The following is a 20,331-nucleotide window of genomic DNA, read 5'->3' on the forward strand; positions in this document are numbered from 1 at the left end:
TTACGGGAGGTGCACAAATCACTCTGAACTCAGGGCAGCGCGCCGGGGCTGAACTCCTCCAGCATCTCGGTGACGAGCGCGGCGATCGGCGAACGTTCGCTGCGCTGCAGCGTGACGTGGGCGAACAGCGGGTGCCCCTTGAGTTTCTCGATCACCGCCGCGACGCCGTCGTGGCGACCCACCCGCAGGTTGTCCCGCTGGGCCACGTCGTGGGTCAGCACCACCCGCGAACCCGCGCCGAGCCGCGACAGCACGGTCAGCAGCACATTGCGTTCCAGTGACTGCGCCTCATCGACGATGACGAACGAGTCGTGTAGGGACCGGCCCCGAATGTGGGTCAGCGGAAGCACTTCCAGCATTCCGCGGGACAGCACCTCGTCGAGGACCGCGGGGCTGGCCAACCCTTCGAGGGTGTCGAAGACGGCCTGAGCCCACGGACCCATCTTCTCGCTCTCACTGCCGGGCAGGTAGCCGAGATCCTGTCCACCGACCGCATAAAGCGGACGGAACACCACGACCTTGCGCTGAGTTCGGCGTTCCAGCACGGCTTCCAGGCCCGCGCACAGGGCGAGGGCGGACTTGCCGGTGCCGGCCTTGCCGCCCAGCGAGACGATGCCGACGGAATCGTCGAGCAGCAGATCGAGGGCGACGCGCTGTTCGGCTGACCTTCCCCGGAGGCCGAACACTTCGCGATCACCGCGCACCAGCTGCACCCGCTTCTCGGCGTTGACCCGCCCGAGCGCCGAGGAACTACCACCCAGCAACCGAATTCCGGTGTGGCAAGGCAGATCCCGAGCCTCGGTCAGATCGATCTCGCCGTCGGCGAACAGCGTGTCGATATCTCCTGCCGCCACGTCGAATTCGGTCATCCCGGTCCAGCCGGACACCACGACATCCTGTGCGTGGTACTCGTCGGCAGGCAGGCCCACCGCACCGGCTTTCACGCGCAACGGGATGTCCTTGCTCACCAGCGTGACATGCTTGCCCTCCGCAGCGAGATTGGCCGCACACGCGAGGATCCGGGTGTCGTTGGTCTCGGTACGGAACCCCGTTGGCAACACCGACGGATCGATGTGATTCAACTCGACCTGTAGCGTGCCGCCTTCTGCGCCAACAGGAATCGGCTGATCCAGCCGTCCATGCTCAAGCCGCAGATCATCGAACATCCGCAGCGCCTGCCGGGCGAACCAACCCAGCTCGTGGTGATGCCGTTTGGCCTCCAGCTCGCTGATCACGACCAGCGGGACCACCACTTCATGCTCGGCGAACCGGGTGCATGCCCATGGATCGGACAGCAACACGGACGTGTCGAGCACATAGGTACGGACAGGAGTATCAGTCACGTGGCGCTCCTAGAACCCGCGCGGCCCCACACGAGTTGCTCGGTGGACACTGCGGCACCAGGACCGGAGCCGGTCCTCTCGTGATCTAACCGATCGGTACCGTCCGGACAGCAGAGCATGTCGCTAGCCATCGGATTCGACGCTACTCCCGCCTCGGCGGGGTTGCTGGCTGGCGCGCCGCGTGTGGGGCGCCCGGCGCGTTACGTGTTGATGAACTCCTGGAGCTGCGGCTCATCGGCCAGCCCCCAGGCGCTGATCCGGTCGGAGATGACCTTCGCCAGAGCGGCCTTGTCGAAGATGCCGACCTCGGCCACCAGAGCGACCTTGTCCTGGTATGCGTCGATGTCGGCGCCGATCACGTCGAGCTCGCCGGCCCGGGCCGCGATGGCCGCCACGGTCTCGTCGCGGTGGGTGCCCAGCAGGTGTGCCACCAGGTTGGCGAAGAACAGCTCGTGGCGCTCTTCGTCGAGGACGATGCGGTCGACCATCGCGCCCAGCACCGGCTCGGCGATCTGCGCCCGCAGGTTGCGGGTGAACACCGCATGCGCACGCTCGAAGAACGCCATGAACACCAGCGTCTCGATCTGGCTGTAGCTGTCGGCGCGGTAGCCCTTCATCACGTGCTCGACGCGGACGTCCTCGTTGGCCGTCGGGTCGATCTCGCGGGTGACGACGAGGTAGTTGCGCAGCGCGACGGCGTGCAGGTGCTCCTCGGCGGTCCAGCGGCCGAGGAACCGGCCCCACTTGTCCTCGAGGATGAAATGCTCGACGAGCTCGCGGTGATAACCGGACAGGTTGTCCTTGGTGATCAGCAGGATCTCCAAGGCGTCGGTGACGTTCTTGGGAAGCGTCACCTGCGAGGGATCCCAGTCCTGGCCACCGAGGAAGGCGAAATTCTCGCCCTGGTCGAACGGCACGTAATCGTGCGCGTACCAGAGGTCCTCGGTATCCAGGTGGCGGCGCAGCTCGGCCTCGACAACCGGCTCGAGCTCCAGGGTCAGCGCATTAGCTACAGGTTTCTGTGCCATGCGGTAACTGTAACCCGGGTTTACAGGTTTCTGAAACTCAGGTCACGTGTGATGTAGCCCGCTCCGGTTCAGAGGGTGAGGCCCGGGTACAGCGGGTTGGCGTCGAGCAGCTCGGCCGAGGCGGCGCGCACGCGCTCGGCGGTGCCGTCGGCCACCTTGTACTTGGCCTTGGACGATCCATCGGCCTGCGTGTTGGACAGCACGTCGACGATCAGCTCGGCCACGCGATCGAAGTCGTCGGCGCCGAATCCGCGGCTCGTCAACGCCGGGGTGCCCAGCCGGATGCCGCTGGTGTACCAGGCGCCGTTGGGGTCCGCCGGGATCGCGTTGCGGTTGGTGACGACGCCCGCATCCAGCAGGGCAGACTCGGCCTGGCGGCCGGTCAGACCGAACGAGCGCACATCGAGCAGCACCAGGTGGTTGTCGGTGCCACCGGTGACCAGGCCCGCGTCACGCTTGACGAAGCCGTCCGCCAGCGCCTGGGCGTTGTCGGCGACCTGCTGGGCGTAGGCCTGGAAGGCCGGTTGGCGCGCCTCGGCCAGGGCGACGGCCTTGGCCGCCATCACGTGGCTCAGCGGCCCGCCGAGCACCATCGGGCAACCCTTGTCCACCGCCGGGGCGAATTCCTCGGTGGCCAGCACCATGCCCCCGCGCGGGCCGCGCAGCGACTTGTGCGTGGTGGTCGTGGTGACGTGGGCGTGCGGCACCGGGTTCTCGTCACCGGTGAACACCTTGCCCGCGACCAGGCCGGCGAAGTGCGCCATGTCGACCATCAGGGTGGCGCCGACCTCGTCGGCGATCTCGCGCATCTTGGCGAAGTTCACCCGGCGCGGGTAAGCCGAATAGCCGGCGACCAGCACCAACGGCTTGAACTCGCGGGCCGCGGCGGCCACCGCGTCGTAGTCCAGGAAACCCGTCTCGGGGTTGGTCCCGTAGCTGTGCTGATGGAACATCTTGCCCGAGATGTTGGGCCGGAAGCCGTGGGTCAGGTGCCCGCCGGCATCCAGGGACATGCCGAGCAGACGCTGGTTGCCCAGCTTGCTGCGCAGGGTCTCCCAATCCGCCTCGGACAGGTCGTTGACGTGCTTGGCGCCGAGCTCGGCCAGGCCTGGTGCCTCCACCTTGGTGGCCAGGATGGCCCAGTAGGCAACGAGATTGGCGTCGATCCCGGAGTGCGGCTGGACGTAGGCGTAGGGGGCGCCGAACAGTTCGCGGGCGTGCTCGGCAGCCAGGGCCTCGACGGTGTCGACGTTCTGGCAGCCCGCGTAGAAACGGTGCCCGACGGTGCCCTCGGCGTACTTGTCGGAGAACCAGGTGCCCATGGTGAGCAGCACGGCCGGGGAGGCGTAATTCTCGCTGGCGATCAGCTTGAGCGAATCACGTTGATCGGCAAGCTCTTTGCGGGTTGCTGCCGCGATCCTCGGCTCGACGGATTCGATAACCTGCAGTGCGGCCTGGTAGGCGGCGCTTGAGGTGTCGGCGTAATCAACGCCGGAAGCCGCGGGCAAGGTGGATGACGAGTCTGCTGCCATGGCATTCAGCCTAGTCGGAGCGGTGGTAGCCGTTCATCGGGCCCGGGCCTGGGTAACCGGGCAGTTGACCGGGGTACGGGTATGGCGGCTGAGGCGGCTGCGCAAGCGCCAGACCTCGGGTGAGCTTGGTGAGCAGCACGAACCAAGCGGCAACCCCGACGACTACCGATGCCGCCCACAGCAGACTGCTGACAGTTTCCATGCGCGGCCCCTCGCCGATCACCTTCATCAGGACCGACGGGAAGGTGTCGGGGCTGTCTCCGCCGTCGACACAGGCGAGCCCGAACACGAACATCGACACCCACAGGATGACCTGCGCCCAGGCCTGCCCGGAGGTGAGTTCCCGGCCCGGCAGTTTACGCATCATCCTGCTGGTCGCCACCAGGCAAAGTGCCAGCCACGGTGCGGCGAGGACGCCGAACACCACCATCCAGCCGAGCTGCGCAAACAGTCCCCGACCGATCACCATCCACGCCAACAAGAGCATGTTGAGCGGCATCGCCAGCGCGGGGATGTACAGCCGAAACTCAGACACCCTCCGAGCCTAAGCCCGCAATGTCGACGGGATCAGCGGCAGATCACTTGGGGTGACTCCAAGCGCCGCCGCCCTTGCCGTTGGCGAAACCGCCGCCCGGCCAACCCTTACTCCAATCGTGACCAGCCCAGGCACCTCCGGGCCACCCCTTGCTCCAGTCCCAGCCGGCCCACGCTCCGCCGGGCCACGGGATCTTGAGACCAGGTGTCGGTGGGGACACCGTGTGGCCATTCAAGACGACGACAGGATCGGCATTGGCCACCGCTGCGGGTCCGACGAATCCGGCCAGCCCCATCGAGCCCGCCACCACGACCACGCCGGCCATCAACTTGATCCGGTTCGTTTTCGTCCCTGTTGCAGCCATCTCGACTCCCTTGCCGCCATCCGGTTTCGCCGCCGCGATTCTCAGCAAATATTTTACGCTTCGCCGAAAGGGCCTATCAAGCAGCCGGCCGGCGCGGGCCCCATGACCCGCGGCAGCGCAAATCAAGGTCAGTATTTGCGCTTTCAAATGGCTTTTCAGCGGAGGAGGTAGACCCGCCCCGACAAGCCCCCAGCTGGCGCGAGCGCGGAATCCAGAGCAGTCCACAGCAAAGTTTTGATCCAGGCGGACAATTGAGTCCGCCCGGCTTCTCGGGTTGTCAGATCAGTCGCGGTGAAACCACGCGCCACCGGCCTTGCCGTGGATGGCGGCGCCGCCGCCCTTGCCATTGGCGAAACCGCCGCCGGGGTATCCCTTGCTCCAATCGTGGCCGGCCCACGCACCGCCGGGCCACGGGCTGACGAGGGGCGGGAGCTGTGTGCCACCAGATACGCCGGGAATGCTGGGGATGCCGGAGATGGCGGACGTCACCGGATCGCTACCGACCTTCGCGAAGGGAGCTTTTTTGCCGCCGGGACTGACCGGCGCCACCGGATCACTGCCGACCTTCGTGACGGGTTCGGCATTGGCCACCGCGCCCGAGCCGAGGATCCCAGCGAGCGCCACCGCGCCGGCCGCCACGATCACGCCGGCCACGCGCTTGATCTTGTCCAGTCTTTCCCTTGTTGCTGCCATGGTTATTTCCTTTGCCCAACCCGGCACTGTCACCGGGCCCTACGGCAACAATGTTACTGATCGGTAACTAAGCGATTCAAGCACTTGAGACCACCGTCATATCGGCGAAGAAACGAAACGTAGAACACTGTCAGGCAAATGCCAGGCGCCCCTCAGGGCGGCGTTGAAATCGGGTCTAGGGCTTTGCTGTCGGGCGCCACGCACCGGCGGCCCGCGACTCGGGCGCGAGCCTAGGCCGTCCGCAATGTCGACGGGATCAGCGGCTCGTCGAGCAGCCGACCGAAACGTTGGGTCAGCGTCACACCATCGGGCCGGTCGTCCAACCACGTCCGCAGCAACCGATAACCCTCGATGTAGGTGCTGGTGTAGGCCCGCCACAGCGGCGAGGACAGGAACCGCAGCGACTGCCTGGCGCGGTCGTCGTCGACCAGCAGCCACTGCTTGAGGAACTCCGCCACCTCGTCGACGTCGCGATGCTCGTCGTGCAGCATCAGCGCCGCGTCCTGGCGCACATCGGCCAGCCCGGCCACCGCCTCCGAGATCGCCTCCGCGCGTTCCCCGTCGAACCGCAGCCCCAGGTCGGCGTAGATGTCGGCGGCCCATGCCCCCCAGCCCGGCCCGACGATGGCATGCAACGCCAGGTCGGCCAGGCCCTCGGCCATCAGGCACTGCGGGGTGTTGACGAGGAAGATCGTCTGTTCCAGTTCGCCGTCGCGAGCCACCAGGCCGGCCTCTTTGCGGCAATGCTCGGTGTGATGGCCCGGGTAGGACTCGTGGGCCACCAGCCGGGGCAGGTTGGCCATCTGTTGTTTGAGGTCGGCGTTGACCGCGACGGTGGACTTGTAATCGCCCAGGTAGTAGTTGAACCCCGACCACGGCTTGTCGGTGACCACCTCATAGGTGATGGTCTCGGTCTCCGGCAGCGGGTACGCGGCACGCACCTTGTCTCGCAGGGCCGACGAGAACGCGTGGATGCACTCCTCCAGCCGGGCCGGCGGGATCTCGTCTCCGGTGCGGTGGGCCTGAATTCGCTCGGTCAACGGGCCGGTGCCGCCGAGTGCGTCGTCGAGTTTGGCGTGCGCCTGGCGGTACCTCTCGGGGTCGCCCTTGCTGATCCGCACGTCGAAATAAGCCTGTACCTCGTCGACGAAACCGACCTGCTCACCGGCGAACTTGCGGCCCGCGCAGTTGAGCGCGCGCAGATGCGCGGCAATGTATTCGGCGCGGTCGTGATCGAGATCGTCAGGGATCTGGGTCAGTAACCGATCAGCCTGGCGGGCCAGCTCGGCCGGGTCCGGCGCGGGCTCGTTCTCCACCGCGCGGCGCAGCTGCGAGTCACCGGTGAAGGAGTCGACGTAACCGTCCTCGACCCGGTCAAAGCGCAGGCCGAGCAGCAGGTACTCGCGGATCAGTTCCGCGGAGTCTGACTTTTTGTCGATCCCATTACCCATGCCGACAACCGTAGATGCAAGACTGACCGAATGCCGCGGCCGAGCGAGCCGAGCCCCTATGTGGAGTTCGACCGAAGTCAATGGCGTGCACTGCGCATGTCGACACCGCTGAAACTCAACGAGGACGAGCTGCTGCGCCTGCGCGGTATGGGCGAGAAACTCGACATCCTCGAGGTCGAAGAGGTCTATCTGCCCCTGGCCCGATTGATCCATCTGCAGGTGGCCGCCCGGCAGCGCTTGTTCGCCGCGACGGCGGAGTTCCTCGGTGAGCCGCAGCAGAATCCGGACCGGCCGGTGCCGTTCGTCATCGGCGTCGCGGGCAGTGTGGCGGTCGGAAAATCGACCACCGCCCGTGTGCTGCAGGCCCTGTTGGCCCGCTGGGGCCACCATCCCCGGGTCGACCTGGTGACGACCGACGGATTTCTCTACCCGAACAAGGAGCTCAACCGCCGGAACCTCATGCACCGCAAGGGGTTCCCGGAGAGCTACGACCGGCGCGGGTTGATGCGGTTCGTCACCGCGGTGAAATCCGGGGCCGACGAGGTCTGTGCGCCGGTGTACTCACACCTGCTCTACGACATCGTGCCGGGTGAGAAGCAGGTGGTGCGGCACCCGGACATCCTGATCCTGGAAGGGCTCAATGTCCTGCAGACCGGGCCGGCACTGATGGTCTCGGACCTGTTCGACTTCTCGGTGTACGTGGACGCACGCATCGAGGACATCGAGAAGTGGTACATCTCCCGGTTCCTGACCATGCGTTCGACGGCGTTCGCGGATCCGGCCTCACACTTCCACCACTACTCGACGCTGACCGATGAGCAGGCCGTGTTCGCCGCGCGCGACATCTGGCATTCGATCAACCGGCCCAACCTGATCGAGAACATCCTGCCGACCCGGCCGCGGGCCACCCTGGTGCTCCGCAAAGACGCCGACCATTCGATCAACCGGCTGCGGCTGCGCAAGCTCTAGCCGGAGCGCAGACACCAGATCGCCCAGAACCACAACGGTTCTGGGCGATCGCAGGTCGATCAGGCCGGGATCCGCTTGACCCCGACGTACTGCAGTTCGGCCATCGCCAGCGTGTAGATGCCGGTGCCGATGACGACCACGACGCCCGCGGTGGTCAGCGCCATGGTGAAGACAGCCACCAGGGCGATCACCGTGCAGGCCGCGTTGGCGACCACCGTGCCGATACCCGCGGGACGCACCCGCTCGATCCCGGCCAGGGCGAACACCGCGATGCCGTAGACGACCGAGAACACGCCGACGCCGTATTCGACGGATTTCGGCAGCCCGGTGAGATCGGCGAAGTACCCGGCCGCGGCCAGCAGTGCGATCCCGGCGATGCCGACGAGGACTGCGTCGAGCCGCATGGCCAGGCGCAGCAATGAATCGGTTCCCTTCCTGGTACCAGCGGATCCGGTGGCGGTGATGGCGGTCATGATTCTCCTTCTCTCTGGTGGCGATAACTTGTCGTGCATTCACTTCGAGCGGTGGAGCACGGTGCGGGGATACGCGCCGTAACCTCTTGCGGCGGCACCCCGCACCGGCTCGGGAAGGAGTCACGCCAGACGGCGCACTCCGCGGTACTGCAGCCAGGCCAACACGAAGGTGGCGCCGACGAATCCGAGTACCAACTCGTCGCCGGTCACGGTCAACGACAACCAGCCGGTCACGATGGCGACGACCGTGGTGATCGCGAATGCCACGTTGCCGGCGAGGACGACGATGCCCACACGCCGGACCCGCGAAACCGCGGCCAGGACGTACAGCAGGGCGCCATAGCCGACCAGGGCGGCGCCGACGAACCACTCGGTGGTGGCGGACAGGCCCGCGATGCGGGCCAGTTGATCGGCGGCCATGGCGACCAGCAGGCCGACGCCAGCGCACACGGTGGCATCTGCGCGCAAAGCAAATCGCAGCAGAACATCTTCCGTAGCCGCTCCGGCGGTGGCGTCGGATTGGGGTCGGTTCAGGATCGCGGTCATATCGGGCTCCTCGGCGATGAGGGTGTCGATTGGTGGAACACCTCCGACCCTGCCCAGAAGGTGCTGCCAGATCGACGCCAAACACTGCCAAGCGCTGCCAAGCCCAGGTCAGCGCCGCTTCTGGAGGGGGAACTCCCTATCGGCCGCCGGAGCCGACCGCCGGCGCCAGGTCACCACGCAGGTCCGCCGCGATCACCCGCGCCGCGGCGTTCTGCCAGTTGTGGAGTGAGCGCTGTGGCACTTCGGTGACAAGCCACTGCCACGCCTGCCGCGCGACCGGGTCGAGACCGGCGGCGGTGGCGTTCTGCGCGTAGGCGCGGACCCCGACGACGTAGGGGAAGTACAGCGAGTTGTAGTGGCGCCATTGCTCGGTGGTGCCGAAATCGCCGCCGTCGCGGGGCTTGAGTGCGGCGATGCGGTCAGCCAGCAGCGCCTTGAGTTCGTTGGCCCGTTCCAGCGGCTGGTCCGGTGCCCCGCGCTGTACCAGCCGGGCGTCGATGGCGGGCAGCGCGGTCAGCGGGCTGGCCACCAGTTTCGACAGATCGGCGTAGTGGCCGAGGGCACGTCGCGTGAGTCGGGCGAAGGCGTCGTCGTCGATGCCGCCCAGCGGATGATCCGATCGCAGCGGCAGCGCGGCCTCGGTCTGGCGCAATGCCTCGCGGTCGGCGCGCAGATCCGGGGACCGGGCGAAGGCCAACCGGTCGAACAGCCCGGCCAGCGGATCGGCCAGCACTTCCACCGCGACCGCGACGGCCAGGCTGGTGAACAACAGGATTGTCATGACCGTGCGGCCGGCTCCGGCATCGAGCACCGTCATGCCGATCAGCGCCTGGGCCGCGAACGGAACTGCGATCACCAGCGTGCCGATGATCGAGCGGCGCATGTCCGCTCGTAACGCCTGGCCCTCGTCGAAGGCGTCCCAGATCGCGACCGCCACACCGAGCAGTGCGACGTCGAACCCGGTGGAGGCCAGCGCCAACCAGCTCGGCACCAACCCGAGCGGGATCACCAGGATCGCGTTGCCCAGCGCGAAGAACAGCGTCGCGACGATGATGAAGCCCACCACCGATCCGGGTTTCGCGCCGCCGAGCACGGCCTTGACCATGGCGCCGAGCGAGGACAACGAGATCACCGCGAACATCACCCAGTGACCGGTCCGCAGCGGGCCGTCGACGCTGCCCGCGAGCCCCGCCCCGGCGAACGCCAGCACTGCGACGGCGAAGATCGCCGCGATCTCACCGACGCGGGACCGGAAGGTGTCGGCCGGGCGGGCAAGTTCGACCATGACCGCGAACCAGGCGATGCCCGGCAATGCCACCAGATAGATCTCGATGCGGCTGAGCACTTCCGAGCCGGTGACCAGCCGGACCGCGTCGAGCGCGACCACGGCCGCGAAGCTCGTCAGCCCGATCGCCGCGAGGACGAGGACGGGCTTACGCGGGTCGCGGGCAAGCAGGTATAAACCCAGCCACCAGCTGAGGGTGAAGACCACTGCCGACAGCGCAGCCATGTCTCAAGTTTGGCACTACTTGCCGAATCTGCGGTGCCGGGCCGTGTAATCGCGCAATGCGCGCAGGAAGTCGACGCGGCGGAAGGCGGGCCAGTACGCCTCGGTGAACCACATCTCCGAATATGCGCTCTGCCACAACAGGAATCCGCTGAGGCGTTGCTCACCTGAGGTGCGGATGACGAGATCCGGGTCGGGTTGGCCTGAGGTGTACAGGTTCTCGGAGATGCCGTCGACCGTGACCGCGTCCACGAGTTGTTCGGCGGTGGCACCGTTGGCCAGTTCCTTCGACAGGAGCGAGCGCACGGCGTCGACGATCTCCTGACGGCCGCCGTAGGCCACGGCCACGTTCACATGGAACTTCCCGCCCCTGCCGGTGGTCGATTCGACCGCCTCGCGCAGTCGACGGGCCGGCTCCTCCCCCAACAACTCCAGGTCACCGACGGTGCGCACCGTCCAGGTGTTCGACGGGGCGCAGATCTCCTCGACCACGTCGGTGATGATCTCGAGCAGGGCGGACAGCTCTTCGGGATCGCGCTGCAGGTTCTCGGTCGAGAGCAGGTAGACCGTCGTCATCTCGATGCCTGCGGCCTGGCACCAGCGCAGCATCTCGGCGATCTTGGCCGCGCCCATCCGGTAGCCGATGCTGACGTCGTCGTAACCTGCGTCACGCGCCCAGCGGCGGTTACCGTCGCACAGCACCGCGATGTGGCGAGGTAGCTCAGCTCTGGACTGCGCCAGTTCCTGACGCAACCGCATCTCGTAGAGCCGATAGGCCGGTTCCTTGAGCCGCGGGGGAATGATGTCCACGAGAGTCCAGACTACTGTGAGCGTCGGGGTACACCACGGTTCTCAATGGAGGTGACATGACTGCGCCGACGGGTAGCACCAAGCCCTACCGCTCAGCGGCCGCACTGAACCGGCCCGCGGAAGATCTGCCCGAGGCGGTCGCCGAGGGCGTCGCCCAGTTCCTGGGCAAGCCGCGCGCACGGGGCTGGATCCACGTGTATTCGGCGGTGATCGCATTCATCGCCGGTGCGGCCCTGGTGTCGGTGTCGTGGTCGCTGGAATCCACCCGGGCCGGGCTGGCCACGCTGCTCTACACCTTCACGATCGTGGCGATGTTCACCGTCAGCGGCACCTATCACCGGGTGAACTGGAAATCCGCCTCCGCCCGCAAGTGGATGAAGCGCCTCGATCACTCGATGATCTTCATCTTCATCGCCGGCAGCTACACCCCTTTCGCGCTGCTGGCTCTGCCCGAATCCAAAGGCATGGTGCTGTTCTGGATCGTCTGGGGTGGGGCGATCGCGGGCGTGCTGCTCAAGATGTTCTGGCCGTCGGCACCACGCTGGCTCGGCGTACCGCTCTACATCCTGCTGGGCTGGGTCGCGGCCTGGTTCATCGGACCGATCATGCACGGGGCCGGGGTGGCGGCGGTGGTGCTGCTGATCGTCGGCGGCGCGCTCTACAGCATCGGCGGCGTGCTCTACGCGCTCAAATGGCCCAACCCCTGGCCCACCACGTTCGGCCATCACGAGTTCTTCCACGCCTGCACCGCGGTCGCGGCGATCTGCCACTACATCGCCATGTGGTTCGCCGTCTTCTGATCCGTCAGCACGCCAGAAACACAAAAGCCCCGCACCGTCACACGACGATGCGGGGCCTTCGACCGGAGCTAGAGCGTGACGGTGTCTGCCTGTGACCAGTAGGCCTTCATCGCGCTGATCTTGCCGTCGCCGTCGAACACCATCACGTCGATGGGCTCGATCTGCATGCTGGTGGTGCCGAAGTCCATCGTCAGCCGGAAGTGGAACGCAGCCTCGTGGCCGGCCACCCGGAGCGTCACCAGCTCGGTCTTGCCCTTGATGTTCTCGACGTTGGCGTAGAAGCCGCGGATGGCGGCCCGTCCGATGTGAACCTCACCGCCGCCCACCGGATCCTCGACGGTCGCGTCGTCCGCATACAGCTCGGCGATCTCGTCGGCACTTCCGCTGGCGACCAGGTCGAGGTAGCGCTTGACGGTCTGGGTGATTTGCTCGGCGTTGGGCATGGCCGCGAGGCTACACGGCGCCACTTCCGCCGTCCGGAGGTTCACCACCCAGCGAGACTGCAAGTTCCCCGACGGTGGTGACGGGCAGGTCACACACCGTGCCGCGACACACATAGGCGGCGTCGGCGCCGTCCACCCGGTCGCGCCCCCGAAGCAACGGCGACGAGTCTGCGGAACCTGGGGCACCCCCGACGACCAGTGCCCCACCGGGGGCCAGCCGGCGCGCGGCGGCCAACAGATCAGAGGACGGATCGCCGGCCACCGCGACCTGGATCGGTCCGCACACCTGCGCCTCCGCGACCGCCAGCCAGTGCCCGCCGGACCGGGCCGCACGGGCCAGGATCGGCGTGGCCGAGGACAACGTCGCCTGTGCTGCATCCACATACCGCTCAGACCCCGTCAGGTAGCCCGCCGCCTGCAGGGCCTCGGCGATCAGTGAGGCGCCCGACGGCGTCGCGCCGTCGATCGGGTCGGCGGGGCGCACCATGAGTTTCTCGGCGTCGTCAGCGGTGTCGAACCAGCGACCCGGCTGATCGGGATCCGCAAAGTGGTCGAGGGCGATATCCAACAACCCAACCGCCTCGGACAACCCGAAGCCGGTGAGCTGGTAGAGCGTGAGCAACGCGGTGGCCAGCGCCGCGTAATCCTCGAGGATGGCCGCACTCTCCCCCACCCGACCGCCAAGGCCGGCACGGCGCAGCCGACCGCCCACCACGTGCAGGTCAAGCAATCGGCGCGCGCAATCGAGTGCCGCAGAAAGCAATTCGGGTTGCTCGAGGGCCACCGAGGCTTCGGCCAACGCAGTGATGGCCAGCCCATTCCAAGCGGTCACCACCTTGTCGTCGCGCGCCGGCTGGGGTCGCAGCGCGCGGGCCGCCGACAACGCCGTACGCACCGACTCGAAACGAGCCTCATCGTCGGGATCGCGATGCAGTTGCAGCACCGAGGCACCGTGCTCGAACGTCCCGTCGACCGTCACCCCGAAAAGTGAAGCCGCCCAATCTCCGTCGTCATCCCCCAGCACCGAGCGCAGTTCGGCGGGGGTCCACACGTAGGTCAGGCCTTCGCGTCCACCGGCGTCGGCGTCCAGCGACGAGGCGAACATGCCGCCGGCCCCCAAGTCCGACATGATGAAGGCGGCTGTCTGTCCAGTCACCCTGCGTGCCAACGGATCCCCGGTCCGACGCGCCAGGTGCGCGTAAGCCCGGAGCAGCAACGCGTTGTCGTACAGCATCTTCTCGAAGTGCGGCACCACCCAGTGGGGGTCGACGCTGTAGCGCGCGAATCCACCGGCCAGCTGGTCGTAGATGCCGCCGCGGGCCATCGCCGTACACGTGCGCTGCACGGCCGTCAGCGCCGGCACGGATCCGGTGCGTTCGTGGTGACGCAGCAGCCCTTCCAACAACGCCGAGGGCGGGAACTTCGGCGCGCCGCCAAAGCCTCCGTACGTCTCGTCCTCGTCGTGCAGCACCGCAGCCACCGCGTGATCGCACAACTCACGGCCCACCGGCGCCCCGCCGCCCGGCAGTCCGGCCGACATCGACCGCAATTCGGTGGCGATCTGATCCGAGGCCCGCTCGACCTCGTCGCGCCGATCCCGCCAGGTTTCGGCGACCGCGTCCAGCAGTTGCAGGAACCCCAGCTTCGGGTAGTACGTGCCGCAGAAGAACGGCCGGCCGTCGGGGGTCAGGAAGCAGGTCATGGGCCAGCCGCCCTGCCCGGTCAACGCGACGGTGGCGTTCATGTACACCGCGTCCAGATCGGGACGCTCTTCACGGTCGACCTTGATGCAGACGAATCCGTCGTTGAGCACGGCTGCCACTTCCGCGTCGTCGAACGACTCATGCGCCATCACGTGACACCAGTGACACGCCGCGTAGCCGATGGACAGCAGGATGGGGACGTCGCGCGAGGCGGCCTCAGCGAGCGCTTCGGGCGTCCATTCCCGCCAGTGCACCGGATTGTCGGCGTGCTGGCGGAGGTACGGGCTGGTGGACCCGCCGAGAGTGTTACCCGCCACCCGGCTCACGTGGCTGACCTTGGTGGTCATCGGGAGTGCTGTTCGCCGCGTCGCCATCCGCGTCCTCGGCCGTGCCCTCGTCGGCGGCCTGATCGGGCTCGGGGTGTTCCCGGTCGAAAGACTCGGGCAGCTTGCGCAGGTGCCGGTTCATCGACCAGACCAGTGCGAAGGTTCCGATCAGCAGCGCCACCGTGATGAGCAGGCCGAGCGGGGTCGCCTTACCGAACTCGGGTCCGGTGTTGCGGGGCTCGTCGGCGAGCAGTGTGACCACTGCAGTCAATGTGTCGATCATTTCTCAATCCCGGTGAACAGGTCGTCTTCCGGCAGATTCACCGGCACACGCGACCGCGCCAACTCGAACTCCTCAGTCGGCCAGAGCCGCTGCTGCCACTCGATCGGCGCATGGAAGAAATCGCCTTTCGGATCGATCTGGGTCGCGTGCGCGCGCAGCGCATCGTCGCGCTGACTGAAGTACTCCGAGCATTCAACACGGGTGGTGACCCGCTTGGCGAATATGTCGTGATCGGGTTCCCAGTGCTCCAGCCATTTGCCGAAGGGGCCCGTCCTGCCGTTCTTGGCGAACTCGTCCTGCAGCAGTTGCATGCGCTGGCGCAGGAAGCCGTGGTTGTAATACAGCTTCGACACGCTCCAAGGCGTCCCGGCCTCGGGATACTGCCGGTGGTCGGCGGCCGCCTCGTAGGCCGCCACCGACACCTCGTGACAACGGATGTGATCGGGGTGTGGGTAACCGCCGTTCTCGTCGTAGGTGGTCAGCACATGCGGCTGGAACTCCCGGATGACCCGGACCAGCCGGCTGACCGGCTCGGCGATCGGCACACACGCGAAACAGCCGTCCGGCAGCGGGGGCAGCGGGTCGCCCTCGGGCAGACCCGAGTCCACGAAACCCAGCCAGTGATGCTCGACACCGAGGATCTCGGCCGCCTTGGCCATCTCGTCGCGGCGCACCTCGGTGATCCGGCCGTGGACCTCGGGGAGGTCCATCGCCGGATTGAGAATGTCGCCGCGCTCGCCACCGGTGAGCGTCACGACCATGACGCGCACACCTTCAGCCGCATAGCGTGCGGTGGTTGCCGCCCCCTTGCTGGACTCGTCGTCCGGGTGGGCATGCACCGCCATCAACCGCAGTTCACTCATTTCGCTTTCATCTAACTACGGCGTCCTCTTACCTAATCCCTCTACCCGACCTTCAGCCCTGGGCTGCGGTGACGTGTCTGTCTGGCCCTATAGTTCCAGTTCTGATGATCGAACGCCCCGCCGCCCGCTACGGATCCCGCCAATTGTCCCGCCGGACCCGGCGATGGATCACGTTCGCACTGGTCGGCCTGGTGGTGGTGGCGGGTGTGATCCTCGCGGTCGTGGCCTTCCAGCGATTGGGCACCGGCGAGGTGAAAGGCGAGCTCTCGGCCTACGAACTGATCGACAACCAGACCGTCTCGGTGACGATCGGGGTGACCCGTCCCGACCCGTCGAAGCCGGTGGTGTGCATCGTCCGGGCCCGCTCGATCGACGGCAGCGAGACCGGCCGGCGTGAAATCCTGGTCGGCCCGTCCGACCACACGGTGGTGCAGGTGACCACGGAAGTGAAATCCAGCCGGACTCCCGTGATCGGCGACGTCTACGGTTGCGGGACGGATGTGCCGTCCTACCTGGTAGCGCCCTGATTCTGACGTCCACAACCCACGTCTGACAGCGATTAAATGAAGATTCGTTGGCCGCTCGGTGGTACGATTGTCCGATACACGGTTCCTCGCTGGGGCCGTGTATTGCTGCATTAGCACTCGGTTAGGTGCCGACGCGCGGCAATACACGCGCCTTCCCCGGCGGAAACAACGGACTTGGTACGCGAGGAAGGCGCATCAGCGCCTTAGCAAGATAGACAGGAGCGCGAGAATATGACCGACACACAGGTCACCTGGCTCACTCAGGACGCATTCGACCGGTTGAAGGCGGAGCTGGATCAGCTGATCGCCAACCGGCCGGTGATCGCCGCCGAGATCAACGACCGTCGCGAAGAGGGCGATCTGCGCGAGAACGGTGGCTATCACGCCGCCCGCGAGGAGCAGGGCCAGCAGGAGGCCCGCATCCGCCAGCTGCAGGAGCTGCTCAACAACGCCAAGGTCGGTGAGGCTCCCAAGCAGTCCGGCGTCGCGCTGCCCGGTTCGGTCGTCAAGGTGTACTACGACGACGACAAGAAGGACACCGAGACGTTCCTGATCGCCACCCGCCAGGAGGGCATCAGCGACGGCAAGCTCGAGGTGTACTCCCCCAACTCACCGCTGGGCAGTGCCCTCATCGACGCCAAGGTCGGCGAGTCGCGCACGTACACCGTGCCCAACGGCAACACGGTCAAGGTCACCCTGATCAGCGCCGAGCCCTACCACGCCTGACGGGGCGGCCCGGGCGAAGCAGTACAGTCGGGGAAATGGCGCAAATCGCCGAAGACCTGTTCTTGCTGTTGCTGGACAACGCAGCCGCGCAGCCCGGGCTTGACCGTCACCGCAGGGAGAAAGTACTCAGCGCCGCGGTACTACTGGATCTGGCATACGCCTGCCGGATCCGCCCAGCCATGGCCGGCGAACCGATCGAGGCCGGTCGGCTGATCGCGTTGGCCGGTGATTGGCCCGTCGATCCGGTCGGTGACCCGGCGTTCGAACTACTGCAACGCCGGCCGCTTGCGGCCGATACCGCGTTGACCAAGCTGAGCAAGCACATCCAGCCCACCCTGGAGCAGCATCTCGAACGCCTCGGACAGATCCGCCGAGTCCGGATGCCCGGCAAGGGCTTTCCGGGTATGCCGGTGTACTGCTGGCCCCTGACCAACCGGGATCGGGTGAGTCAGACGCGGGCGGCCCTGCTGGCCACGTTGTTCGACGGCCACAATCCGGTACCGGCGATCGCCGCGATCATCTGCCTACTGCATGCGGTTGACGGCCTGGGCGCCGTACTGAGTCTCAACGACCGGGGCTGGCGCTGGGTACATGCCCGATCCACCGAAATCGCCACGGGCATTTGGGTGGACGAGACCGCGTCGGCACTGCCGGAGATGAATCTGGCAGTGACGACGTCGGCGTTGCGTCCGGCTCTGATGAGCTAGGACAGGGCCTGCTCCAGGTCGGCCAGCAGATCGGCGGCATGCTCGATACCCACCGACAGGCGCACCAGGTTGTCGGGCACCTCCAGCTGCGACCCCGCGGTCGACGCGTGCGTCATGGCACCTGGGTACTCGATCAGCGACTCCACCCCGCCAAGCGACTCGGCGAGAATGAAAAGCTCAGTACGCGAGCACAATTCACGTGCCGCACGGGGCCCACCGCGCAGCTGCAGGCTCACCATGCCGCCGAAACCGGACATCTGCCGCGCAGCGACATCGTGGTTGGGATGGCTGACCAGACCGGGATACAGCACGGTCTCGACCGCGGGGTGACCGTCGAGGAATTCGGCGATGAGCGCGGCGTTTTCGCTGTGCTGACGCATCCGCAGCACCAGAGTCTTGAGCCCCCGCATGGTCAGGTACGCGTCGAACGGACCCGGCACCCCTCCGGCGCCGTTCTGCAGGAATGCGAATGCCGCGTCGAGCTCCTCGTCGTTGGTCAGCAGCGCACCACCCACCACATCCGAGTGCCCACCGATGTACTTGGTGGTCGAGTGCAACACGATGTCGGCCCCCAGGAGCAGCGGCTGCTGCAGCGCCGGGGAGGCAAACGTGTTGTCCACCAACACCTTGACGCCCGAGGTCGCAGCGATCTGCACGATCCCGGCGATGTCGGCGATACTCAGCAACGGGTTGGTCGGTGTCTCCACCCAGATCATCCGGGTACGCGGGGTCAGGGCCGACCGCACCGCGTCCAGGTCGCTCAGCGGGACGGGGGTATGCGTGACGCCCCACTGCGAGAACACCTTGTCGATCAGCCGGAAGGTGCCCCCGTAGGCGTCATCGGGGATCACCACATGATCGCCGGGCCGCAGCACCGCGCGAAGGGCACAGTCGGTGGCGGCCATGCCCGAGCTGAATGCTCGCCCGTAGGCGGCCTCCTCGACCGCGGCCAGTGCCGATTCGAGGGCGGCCCGGGTGGGGTTGCCGGTCCGGGCGTACTCGAATCCGCCGCGCAATCCGCCGACGCCGTCCTGGGCGAAGGTCGAACTGGCGTAGATCGGGGTGTTGACGGCTCCGGTGCCCGGGTCGGGCCGGTAACCGGCGTGGATGGCTTTTGTGGCCAGACCGTGCCACTTGCGCTGTTCGCTCATAACGTAGTGAGCCTATCGGGGCGGGTACACGTACGGATTCGGGCCGCCCTGCGGGCCGGGATACGCGGTGGGCGCGGGAGTAGATACCGGGGCGGGCAGGCACACCGTGGTCAGCATCTTGTCGGCGATGGTCTGACGCTTGCCGTCCCACAGCGGCATCAGGTAACCGATGTAGAAGATGCTGTCGAGGAAGTGTGCGATCTGGCGCAGCAGTGACATACCCAAACCGATCGGCTGGCCGGTCTTCTCGCTGACCACCTTGAACTTCATGACCTTCTTGCCGATGCTCTGCCCGGTCTTGCCCTGTCGGTGGCCGAAGTTCCACACCAGGTAGGCCATCGGCAGCAGACCGAAGAACGCGAAGGTCACCAGGAGCAGTACCGCGACTGCAGCGCCGGAGGGCTCACCCTGTGAATCCTCCGTCGCCGTGGCGGCCATCACGCTTGCCATGAGGACCCCGTACCCGAGCATCACGATCACGATGATCGGAATCTGATCGATCACCGAGGCCAGCACCCGGTCCAGCCACGGCGTGTATGCGTTCGGATTCGGTACCGGCTGGCCGTAGTTCCACTGCGGCGAGGGGCCGGGCGCCGGGTAGGGCGACGGTCCGGGTGCCGGGTAGCCGGTGGGCCCGGGGCCGTACGGATTGCCCTGCCCCGCAGTGGGATAAGGGCTGGGGTACGGATTCATCCCCGGGGTGTTGGGGTCGGCGATATATCCAGACCCGGGCGGCGGCTGCAGTGTCATGAGCAAATGATGTCACGCAGCACAACGCCCACGGCGCAGACATTTCTGCCGTACGCGCCGTGGGCGCTGAGTTCGGTTCTGCTACTGGGACAGCGGTGCCACCGGGCCGCCGCTGAGCCGGCGCCAGGCGTACACCTGGATGAGAAGGATCAGCGGGATTCCCACGATCAAGCCGAGCCCGCACGGGATCGACCCGACAATGGAGATGGCGATCATCACGAGCACCGTGACCAGCACCGTGCCGAATTTGGGCTTGACGAGGTTGAAGCTCGCCTTGACCGCGTCGACACCTTTGAGATTGCGGTCGACAGCTGCGACGGTCGTGAACAGGAACAGCACACCGAGAAGCAGCTCGGCGATCCACGCCAACGGCATGCTCAGGAACACGAGTCCAGGCATCAGGATCGTGGGGAGGAACAGCACCAGGACGACCGCAAAGATGATCAGTCCGACAAGCACAGTCGCGAGGATCACGTTGCCGACGTTGCGCGGCTTGAAGAACGATCCGATCGTCACCGGCTGCCCGTTGGCGATGTCGAGCAGGCCCGCGGTGTAGGCCGCCGCGATCCATCCGCTCATGATCAACAGCACGATTCCGCCGATGAACATCACGGCGCCGCCGGCGAAACCGAGATTGCTCGACGCCGAGACGCCGAAGCCCGAGTCATAGGACTCGTAGCTGCTCGTGGTGTCGGGCGAGACGGCGGTCGCGATCACCATGAAGATGGCGTAGACGGCACCGATCGCGGCTCCGAACACCAGCCCCGGCACGATCAGTTCGACCGGATGCTTGAGGAACTT

Annotated in this window: 22 protein-coding genes and 1 pseudogene; 5 read left to right on the top strand and 18 right to left on the bottom strand. The window is 66.5% G+C overall.

What is annotated here, in order from left to right; translation table 11 throughout:
- Positions 1 to 29 precede the first annotated feature (29 nt).
- From phoH2 to EYZ64_RS24670, 7 genes are all read right to left on the bottom strand, one after another.
- The gene (gene phoH2 / locus EYZ64_RS24640; RefSeq protein ID WP_135457564.1) at positions 30 to 1,343 is read right to left on the bottom strand and encodes an RNA 5'-3' helicase PhoH2; all 1,314 of its coding nucleotides are present in this window, start codon (positions 1,341 to 1,343) and stop codon (positions 30 to 32) included.
- A gap of 200 nt (positions 1,344 to 1,543) precedes the next feature.
- Positions 1,544 to 2,371 (bottom strand): acyl-ACP desaturase, encoded by an 828-nt coding sequence (locus tag EYZ64_RS24645; RefSeq protein ID WP_135457566.1) that lies wholly within the window; start codon positions 2,369 to 2,371, stop codon positions 1,544 to 1,546.
- A 68-nt stretch (positions 2,372 to 2,439) separates the two neighbouring features.
- Positions 2,440 to 3,903 carry a glycine hydroxymethyltransferase gene (locus tag EYZ64_RS24650; protein WP_135457568.1) on the bottom strand — a complete coding sequence of 488 codons (1,464 nt, stop codon included), beginning with the start codon at positions 3,901 to 3,903 and terminating at the stop codon, positions 2,440 to 2,442.
- Positions 3,904 to 3,913: 10 nt separating this feature from the next.
- Positions 3,914 to 4,438: a hypothetical protein gene (locus EYZ64_RS24655; protein WP_135457570.1), complete on the bottom strand. Its 525-nt coding sequence runs from the start codon at positions 4,436 to 4,438 to the stop codon at positions 3,914 to 3,916.
- Between the two features lie 43 nt (positions 4,439 to 4,481).
- A complete protein-coding gene (locus tag EYZ64_RS24660; protein ID WP_135457572.1) occupies positions 4,482 to 4,802 on the bottom strand; it encodes a hypothetical protein in 321 nt (106 codons plus the stop codon).
- Positions 4,803 to 5,084: 282 nt separating this feature from the next.
- Positions 5,085 to 5,495, bottom strand: coding sequence for a hypothetical protein (locus EYZ64_RS24665; protein WP_135457574.1), 411 nt, complete (start codon positions 5,493 to 5,495; stop codon positions 5,085 to 5,087).
- Between the two features lie 230 nt (positions 5,496 to 5,725).
- Positions 5,726 to 6,946, bottom strand: a complete 1,221-nt coding sequence (locus EYZ64_RS24670; RefSeq protein WP_135457576.1) for a DUF885 domain-containing protein — start codon at positions 6,944 to 6,946, stop codon at positions 5,726 to 5,728.
- 30 nt (positions 6,947 to 6,976) lie between these two features.
- Between EYZ64_RS24670 and coaA the strand changes: the two genes are divergently transcribed.
- The gene (gene coaA / locus EYZ64_RS24675; protein WP_135457578.1) at positions 6,977 to 7,915 is read left to right on the top strand and encodes a type I pantothenate kinase; all 939 of its coding nucleotides are present in this window, start codon (positions 6,977 to 6,979) and stop codon (positions 7,913 to 7,915) included.
- Between the two features lie 59 nt (positions 7,916 to 7,974).
- Here coaA and EYZ64_RS24680 read toward each other — a convergent pair whose 3' ends face one another.
- The 4 genes from EYZ64_RS24680 to EYZ64_RS24695 all read right to left on the bottom strand — a co-directional run bounded on the left by EYZ64_RS24680 (position 7,975) and on the right by EYZ64_RS24695 (position 11,251).
- The gene (locus tag EYZ64_RS24680; protein ID WP_135457580.1) at positions 7,975 to 8,388 is read right to left on the bottom strand and encodes a hypothetical protein; all 414 of its coding nucleotides are present in this window, start codon (positions 8,386 to 8,388) and stop codon (positions 7,975 to 7,977) included.
- Positions 8,389 to 8,508: 120 nt separating this feature from the next.
- Positions 8,509 to 8,934 (bottom strand): hypothetical protein, encoded by a 426-nt coding sequence (locus EYZ64_RS24685; protein ID WP_135457582.1) that lies wholly within the window; start codon positions 8,932 to 8,934, stop codon positions 8,509 to 8,511.
- Between the two features lie 136 nt (positions 8,935 to 9,070).
- Positions 9,071 to 10,444: a hypothetical protein gene (locus EYZ64_RS24690; protein ID WP_135457583.1), complete on the bottom strand. Its 1,374-nt coding sequence runs from the start codon at positions 10,442 to 10,444 to the stop codon at positions 9,071 to 9,073.
- A 15-nt stretch (positions 10,445 to 10,459) separates the two neighbouring features.
- Positions 10,460 to 11,251 (bottom strand): (2Z,6E)-farnesyl diphosphate synthase, encoded by a 792-nt coding sequence (locus tag EYZ64_RS24695; RefSeq protein WP_135457585.1) that lies wholly within the window; start codon positions 11,249 to 11,251, stop codon positions 10,460 to 10,462.
- Positions 11,252 to 11,307: 56 nt separating this feature from the next.
- On the opposite strand from EYZ64_RS24695, the gene trhA reads away from it, so the two are divergent.
- Complete coding sequence (gene trhA / locus EYZ64_RS24700) at positions 11,308 to 12,051, top strand: PAQR family membrane homeostasis protein TrhA (RefSeq protein ID WP_135457587.1); 744 nt, start codon at positions 11,308 to 11,310, stop codon at positions 12,049 to 12,051.
- 68 nt (positions 12,052 to 12,119) lie between these two features.
- On the opposite strand, the gene EYZ64_RS24705 is transcribed toward trhA, so the two are convergent.
- From EYZ64_RS24705 to mca, 4 genes are read right to left on the bottom strand one after another with little or no spacing between them, the layout of a single operon-like run.
- Complete coding sequence (locus EYZ64_RS24705) at positions 12,120 to 12,494, bottom strand: nuclear transport factor 2 family protein (protein WP_135457589.1); 375 nt, start codon at positions 12,492 to 12,494, stop codon at positions 12,120 to 12,122.
- A gap of 10 nt (positions 12,495 to 12,504) precedes the next feature.
- Entirely contained in the window at positions 12,505 to 14,544 is a 2,040-nt protein-coding gene (locus EYZ64_RS24710) for a thioredoxin domain-containing protein (RefSeq protein WP_135457591.1), read from the bottom strand.
- Positions 14,504 to 14,806 carry a hypothetical protein gene (locus tag EYZ64_RS24715; protein WP_135457593.1) on the bottom strand — a complete coding sequence of 101 codons (303 nt, stop codon included), beginning with the start codon at positions 14,804 to 14,806 and terminating at the stop codon, positions 14,504 to 14,506. The genes EYZ64_RS24710 and EYZ64_RS24715 overlap by 41 nt, the downstream gene beginning before the upstream one ends.
- Positions 14,803 to 15,669: a mycothiol conjugate amidase Mca gene (gene mca / locus EYZ64_RS24720; RefSeq protein WP_135457595.1), complete on the bottom strand. Its 867-nt coding sequence runs from the start codon at positions 15,667 to 15,669 to the stop codon at positions 14,803 to 14,805. Before mca ends, EYZ64_RS24715 begins: the two co-directional genes overlap by 4 nt.
- 104 nt (positions 15,670 to 15,773) lie before the next feature.
- On the opposite strand from mca, the gene EYZ64_RS24725 reads away from it, so the two are divergent.
- The 3 genes from EYZ64_RS24725 (at position 15,774) to EYZ64_RS24735 (ending at position 17,629) form a co-directional block, all read left to right on the top strand.
- Entirely contained in the window at positions 15,774 to 16,196 is a 423-nt protein-coding gene (locus EYZ64_RS24725) for a DUF4307 domain-containing protein (protein ID WP_135457597.1), read from the top strand.
- A 231-nt stretch (positions 16,197 to 16,427) separates the two neighbouring features.
- The gene (gene greA / locus EYZ64_RS24730) at positions 16,428 to 16,922 is read left to right on the top strand and encodes a transcription elongation factor GreA (protein WP_135457599.1); all 495 of its coding nucleotides are present in this window, start codon (positions 16,428 to 16,430) and stop codon (positions 16,920 to 16,922) included.
- Between the two features lie 35 nt (positions 16,923 to 16,957).
- Positions 16,958 to 17,629 (top strand): GOLPH3/VPS74 family protein, encoded by a 672-nt coding sequence (locus EYZ64_RS24735; RefSeq protein ID WP_135457601.1) that lies wholly within the window; start codon positions 16,958 to 16,960, stop codon positions 17,627 to 17,629.
- On the opposite strand, the gene EYZ64_RS24740 is transcribed toward EYZ64_RS24735, so the two are convergent.
- From EYZ64_RS24740 to EYZ64_RS24750, 3 genes and pseudogenes are all read right to left on the bottom strand, one after another.
- Positions 17,626 to 18,780, bottom strand: coding sequence for a cystathionine gamma-synthase (locus EYZ64_RS24740; protein WP_135457603.1), 1,155 nt, complete (start codon positions 18,778 to 18,780; stop codon positions 17,626 to 17,628). The genes EYZ64_RS24735 and EYZ64_RS24740 overlap by 4 nt on opposite strands.
- A gap of 12 nt (positions 18,781 to 18,792) precedes the next feature.
- Complete coding sequence (locus EYZ64_RS24745) at positions 18,793 to 19,530, bottom strand: RDD family protein (protein ID WP_135457604.1); 738 nt, start codon at positions 19,528 to 19,530, stop codon at positions 18,793 to 18,795.
- 81 nt (positions 19,531 to 19,611) lie between these two features.
- Positions 19,612 to 20,331, bottom strand: a pseudogene (locus EYZ64_RS24750) (hypothetical protein); the annotation flags it as partial.

The sequence above is a fragment of the Mycobacterium sp. DL99 genome, from assembly GCF_004762045.1.
Taxonomy (GTDB): Bacteria; Actinomycetota; Actinomycetes; order Mycobacteriales; family Mycobacteriaceae; genus Mycobacterium.

Coding starts and splice junctions, on each gene's coding strand:
- EYZ64_RS24680 (WP_135457580.1), bottom strand. CDS start 8,388: ATGACCGCCATCACCGCCACCGGATCCGCTGGTACCAGGAAGGGAACC.
- greA (WP_135457599.1), top strand. CDS start 16,428: ATGACCGACACACAGGTCACCTGGCTCACTCAGGACGCATTCGACCGG.
- EYZ64_RS24650 (WP_135457568.1), bottom strand. CDS start 3,903: ATGGCAGCAGACTCGTCATCCACCTTGCCCGCGGCTTCCGGCGTTGAT.
- EYZ64_RS24745 (WP_135457604.1), bottom strand. CDS start 19,530: ATGACACTGCAGCCGCCGCCCGGGTCTGGATATATCGCCGACCCCAAC.
- EYZ64_RS24725 (WP_135457597.1), top strand. CDS start 15,774: ATGATCGAACGCCCCGCCGCCCGCTACGGATCCCGCCAATTGTCCCGC.
- EYZ64_RS24740 (WP_135457603.1), bottom strand. CDS start 18,780: ATGAGCGAACAGCGCAAGTGGCACGGTCTGGCCACAAAAGCCATCCAC.
- EYZ64_RS24705 (WP_135457589.1), bottom strand. CDS start 12,494: ATGCCCAACGCCGAGCAAATCACCCAGACCGTCAAGCGCTACCTCGAC.
- EYZ64_RS24645 (WP_135457566.1), bottom strand. CDS start 2,371: ATGGCACAGAAACCTGTAGCTAATGCGCTGACCCTGGAGCTCGAGCCG.
- EYZ64_RS24710 (WP_135457591.1), bottom strand. CDS start 14,544: ATGACCACCAAGGTCAGCCACGTGAGCCGGGTGGCGGGTAACACTCTC.
- EYZ64_RS24690 (WP_135457583.1), bottom strand. CDS start 10,444: ATGGCTGCGCTGTCGGCAGTGGTCTTCACCCTCAGCTGGTGGCTGGGT.
- mca (WP_135457595.1), bottom strand. CDS start 15,669: ATGAGTGAACTGCGGTTGATGGCGGTGCATGCCCACCCGGACGACGAG.
- trhA (WP_135457587.1), top strand. CDS start 11,308: ATGACTGCGCCGACGGGTAGCACCAAGCCCTACCGCTCAGCGGCCGCA.
- EYZ64_RS24735 (WP_135457601.1), top strand. CDS start 16,958: ATGGCGCAAATCGCCGAAGACCTGTTCTTGCTGTTGCTGGACAACGCA.
- EYZ64_RS24665 (WP_135457574.1), bottom strand. CDS start 5,495: ATGGCAGCAACAAGGGAAAGACTGGACAAGATCAAGCGCGTGGCCGGC.
- EYZ64_RS24670 (WP_135457576.1), bottom strand. CDS start 6,946: ATGGGTAATGGGATCGACAAAAAGTCAGACTCCGCGGAACTGATCCGC.
- EYZ64_RS24685 (WP_135457582.1), bottom strand. CDS start 8,934: ATGACCGCGATCCTGAACCGACCCCAATCCGACGCCACCGCCGGAGCG.
- EYZ64_RS24660 (WP_135457572.1), bottom strand. CDS start 4,802: ATGGCTGCAACAGGGACGAAAACGAACCGGATCAAGTTGATGGCCGGC.
- EYZ64_RS24715 (WP_135457593.1), bottom strand. CDS start 14,806: ATGATCGACACATTGACTGCAGTGGTCACACTGCTCGCCGACGAGCCC.
- coaA (WP_135457578.1), top strand. CDS start 6,977: ATGCCGCGGCCGAGCGAGCCGAGCCCCTATGTGGAGTTCGACCGAAGT.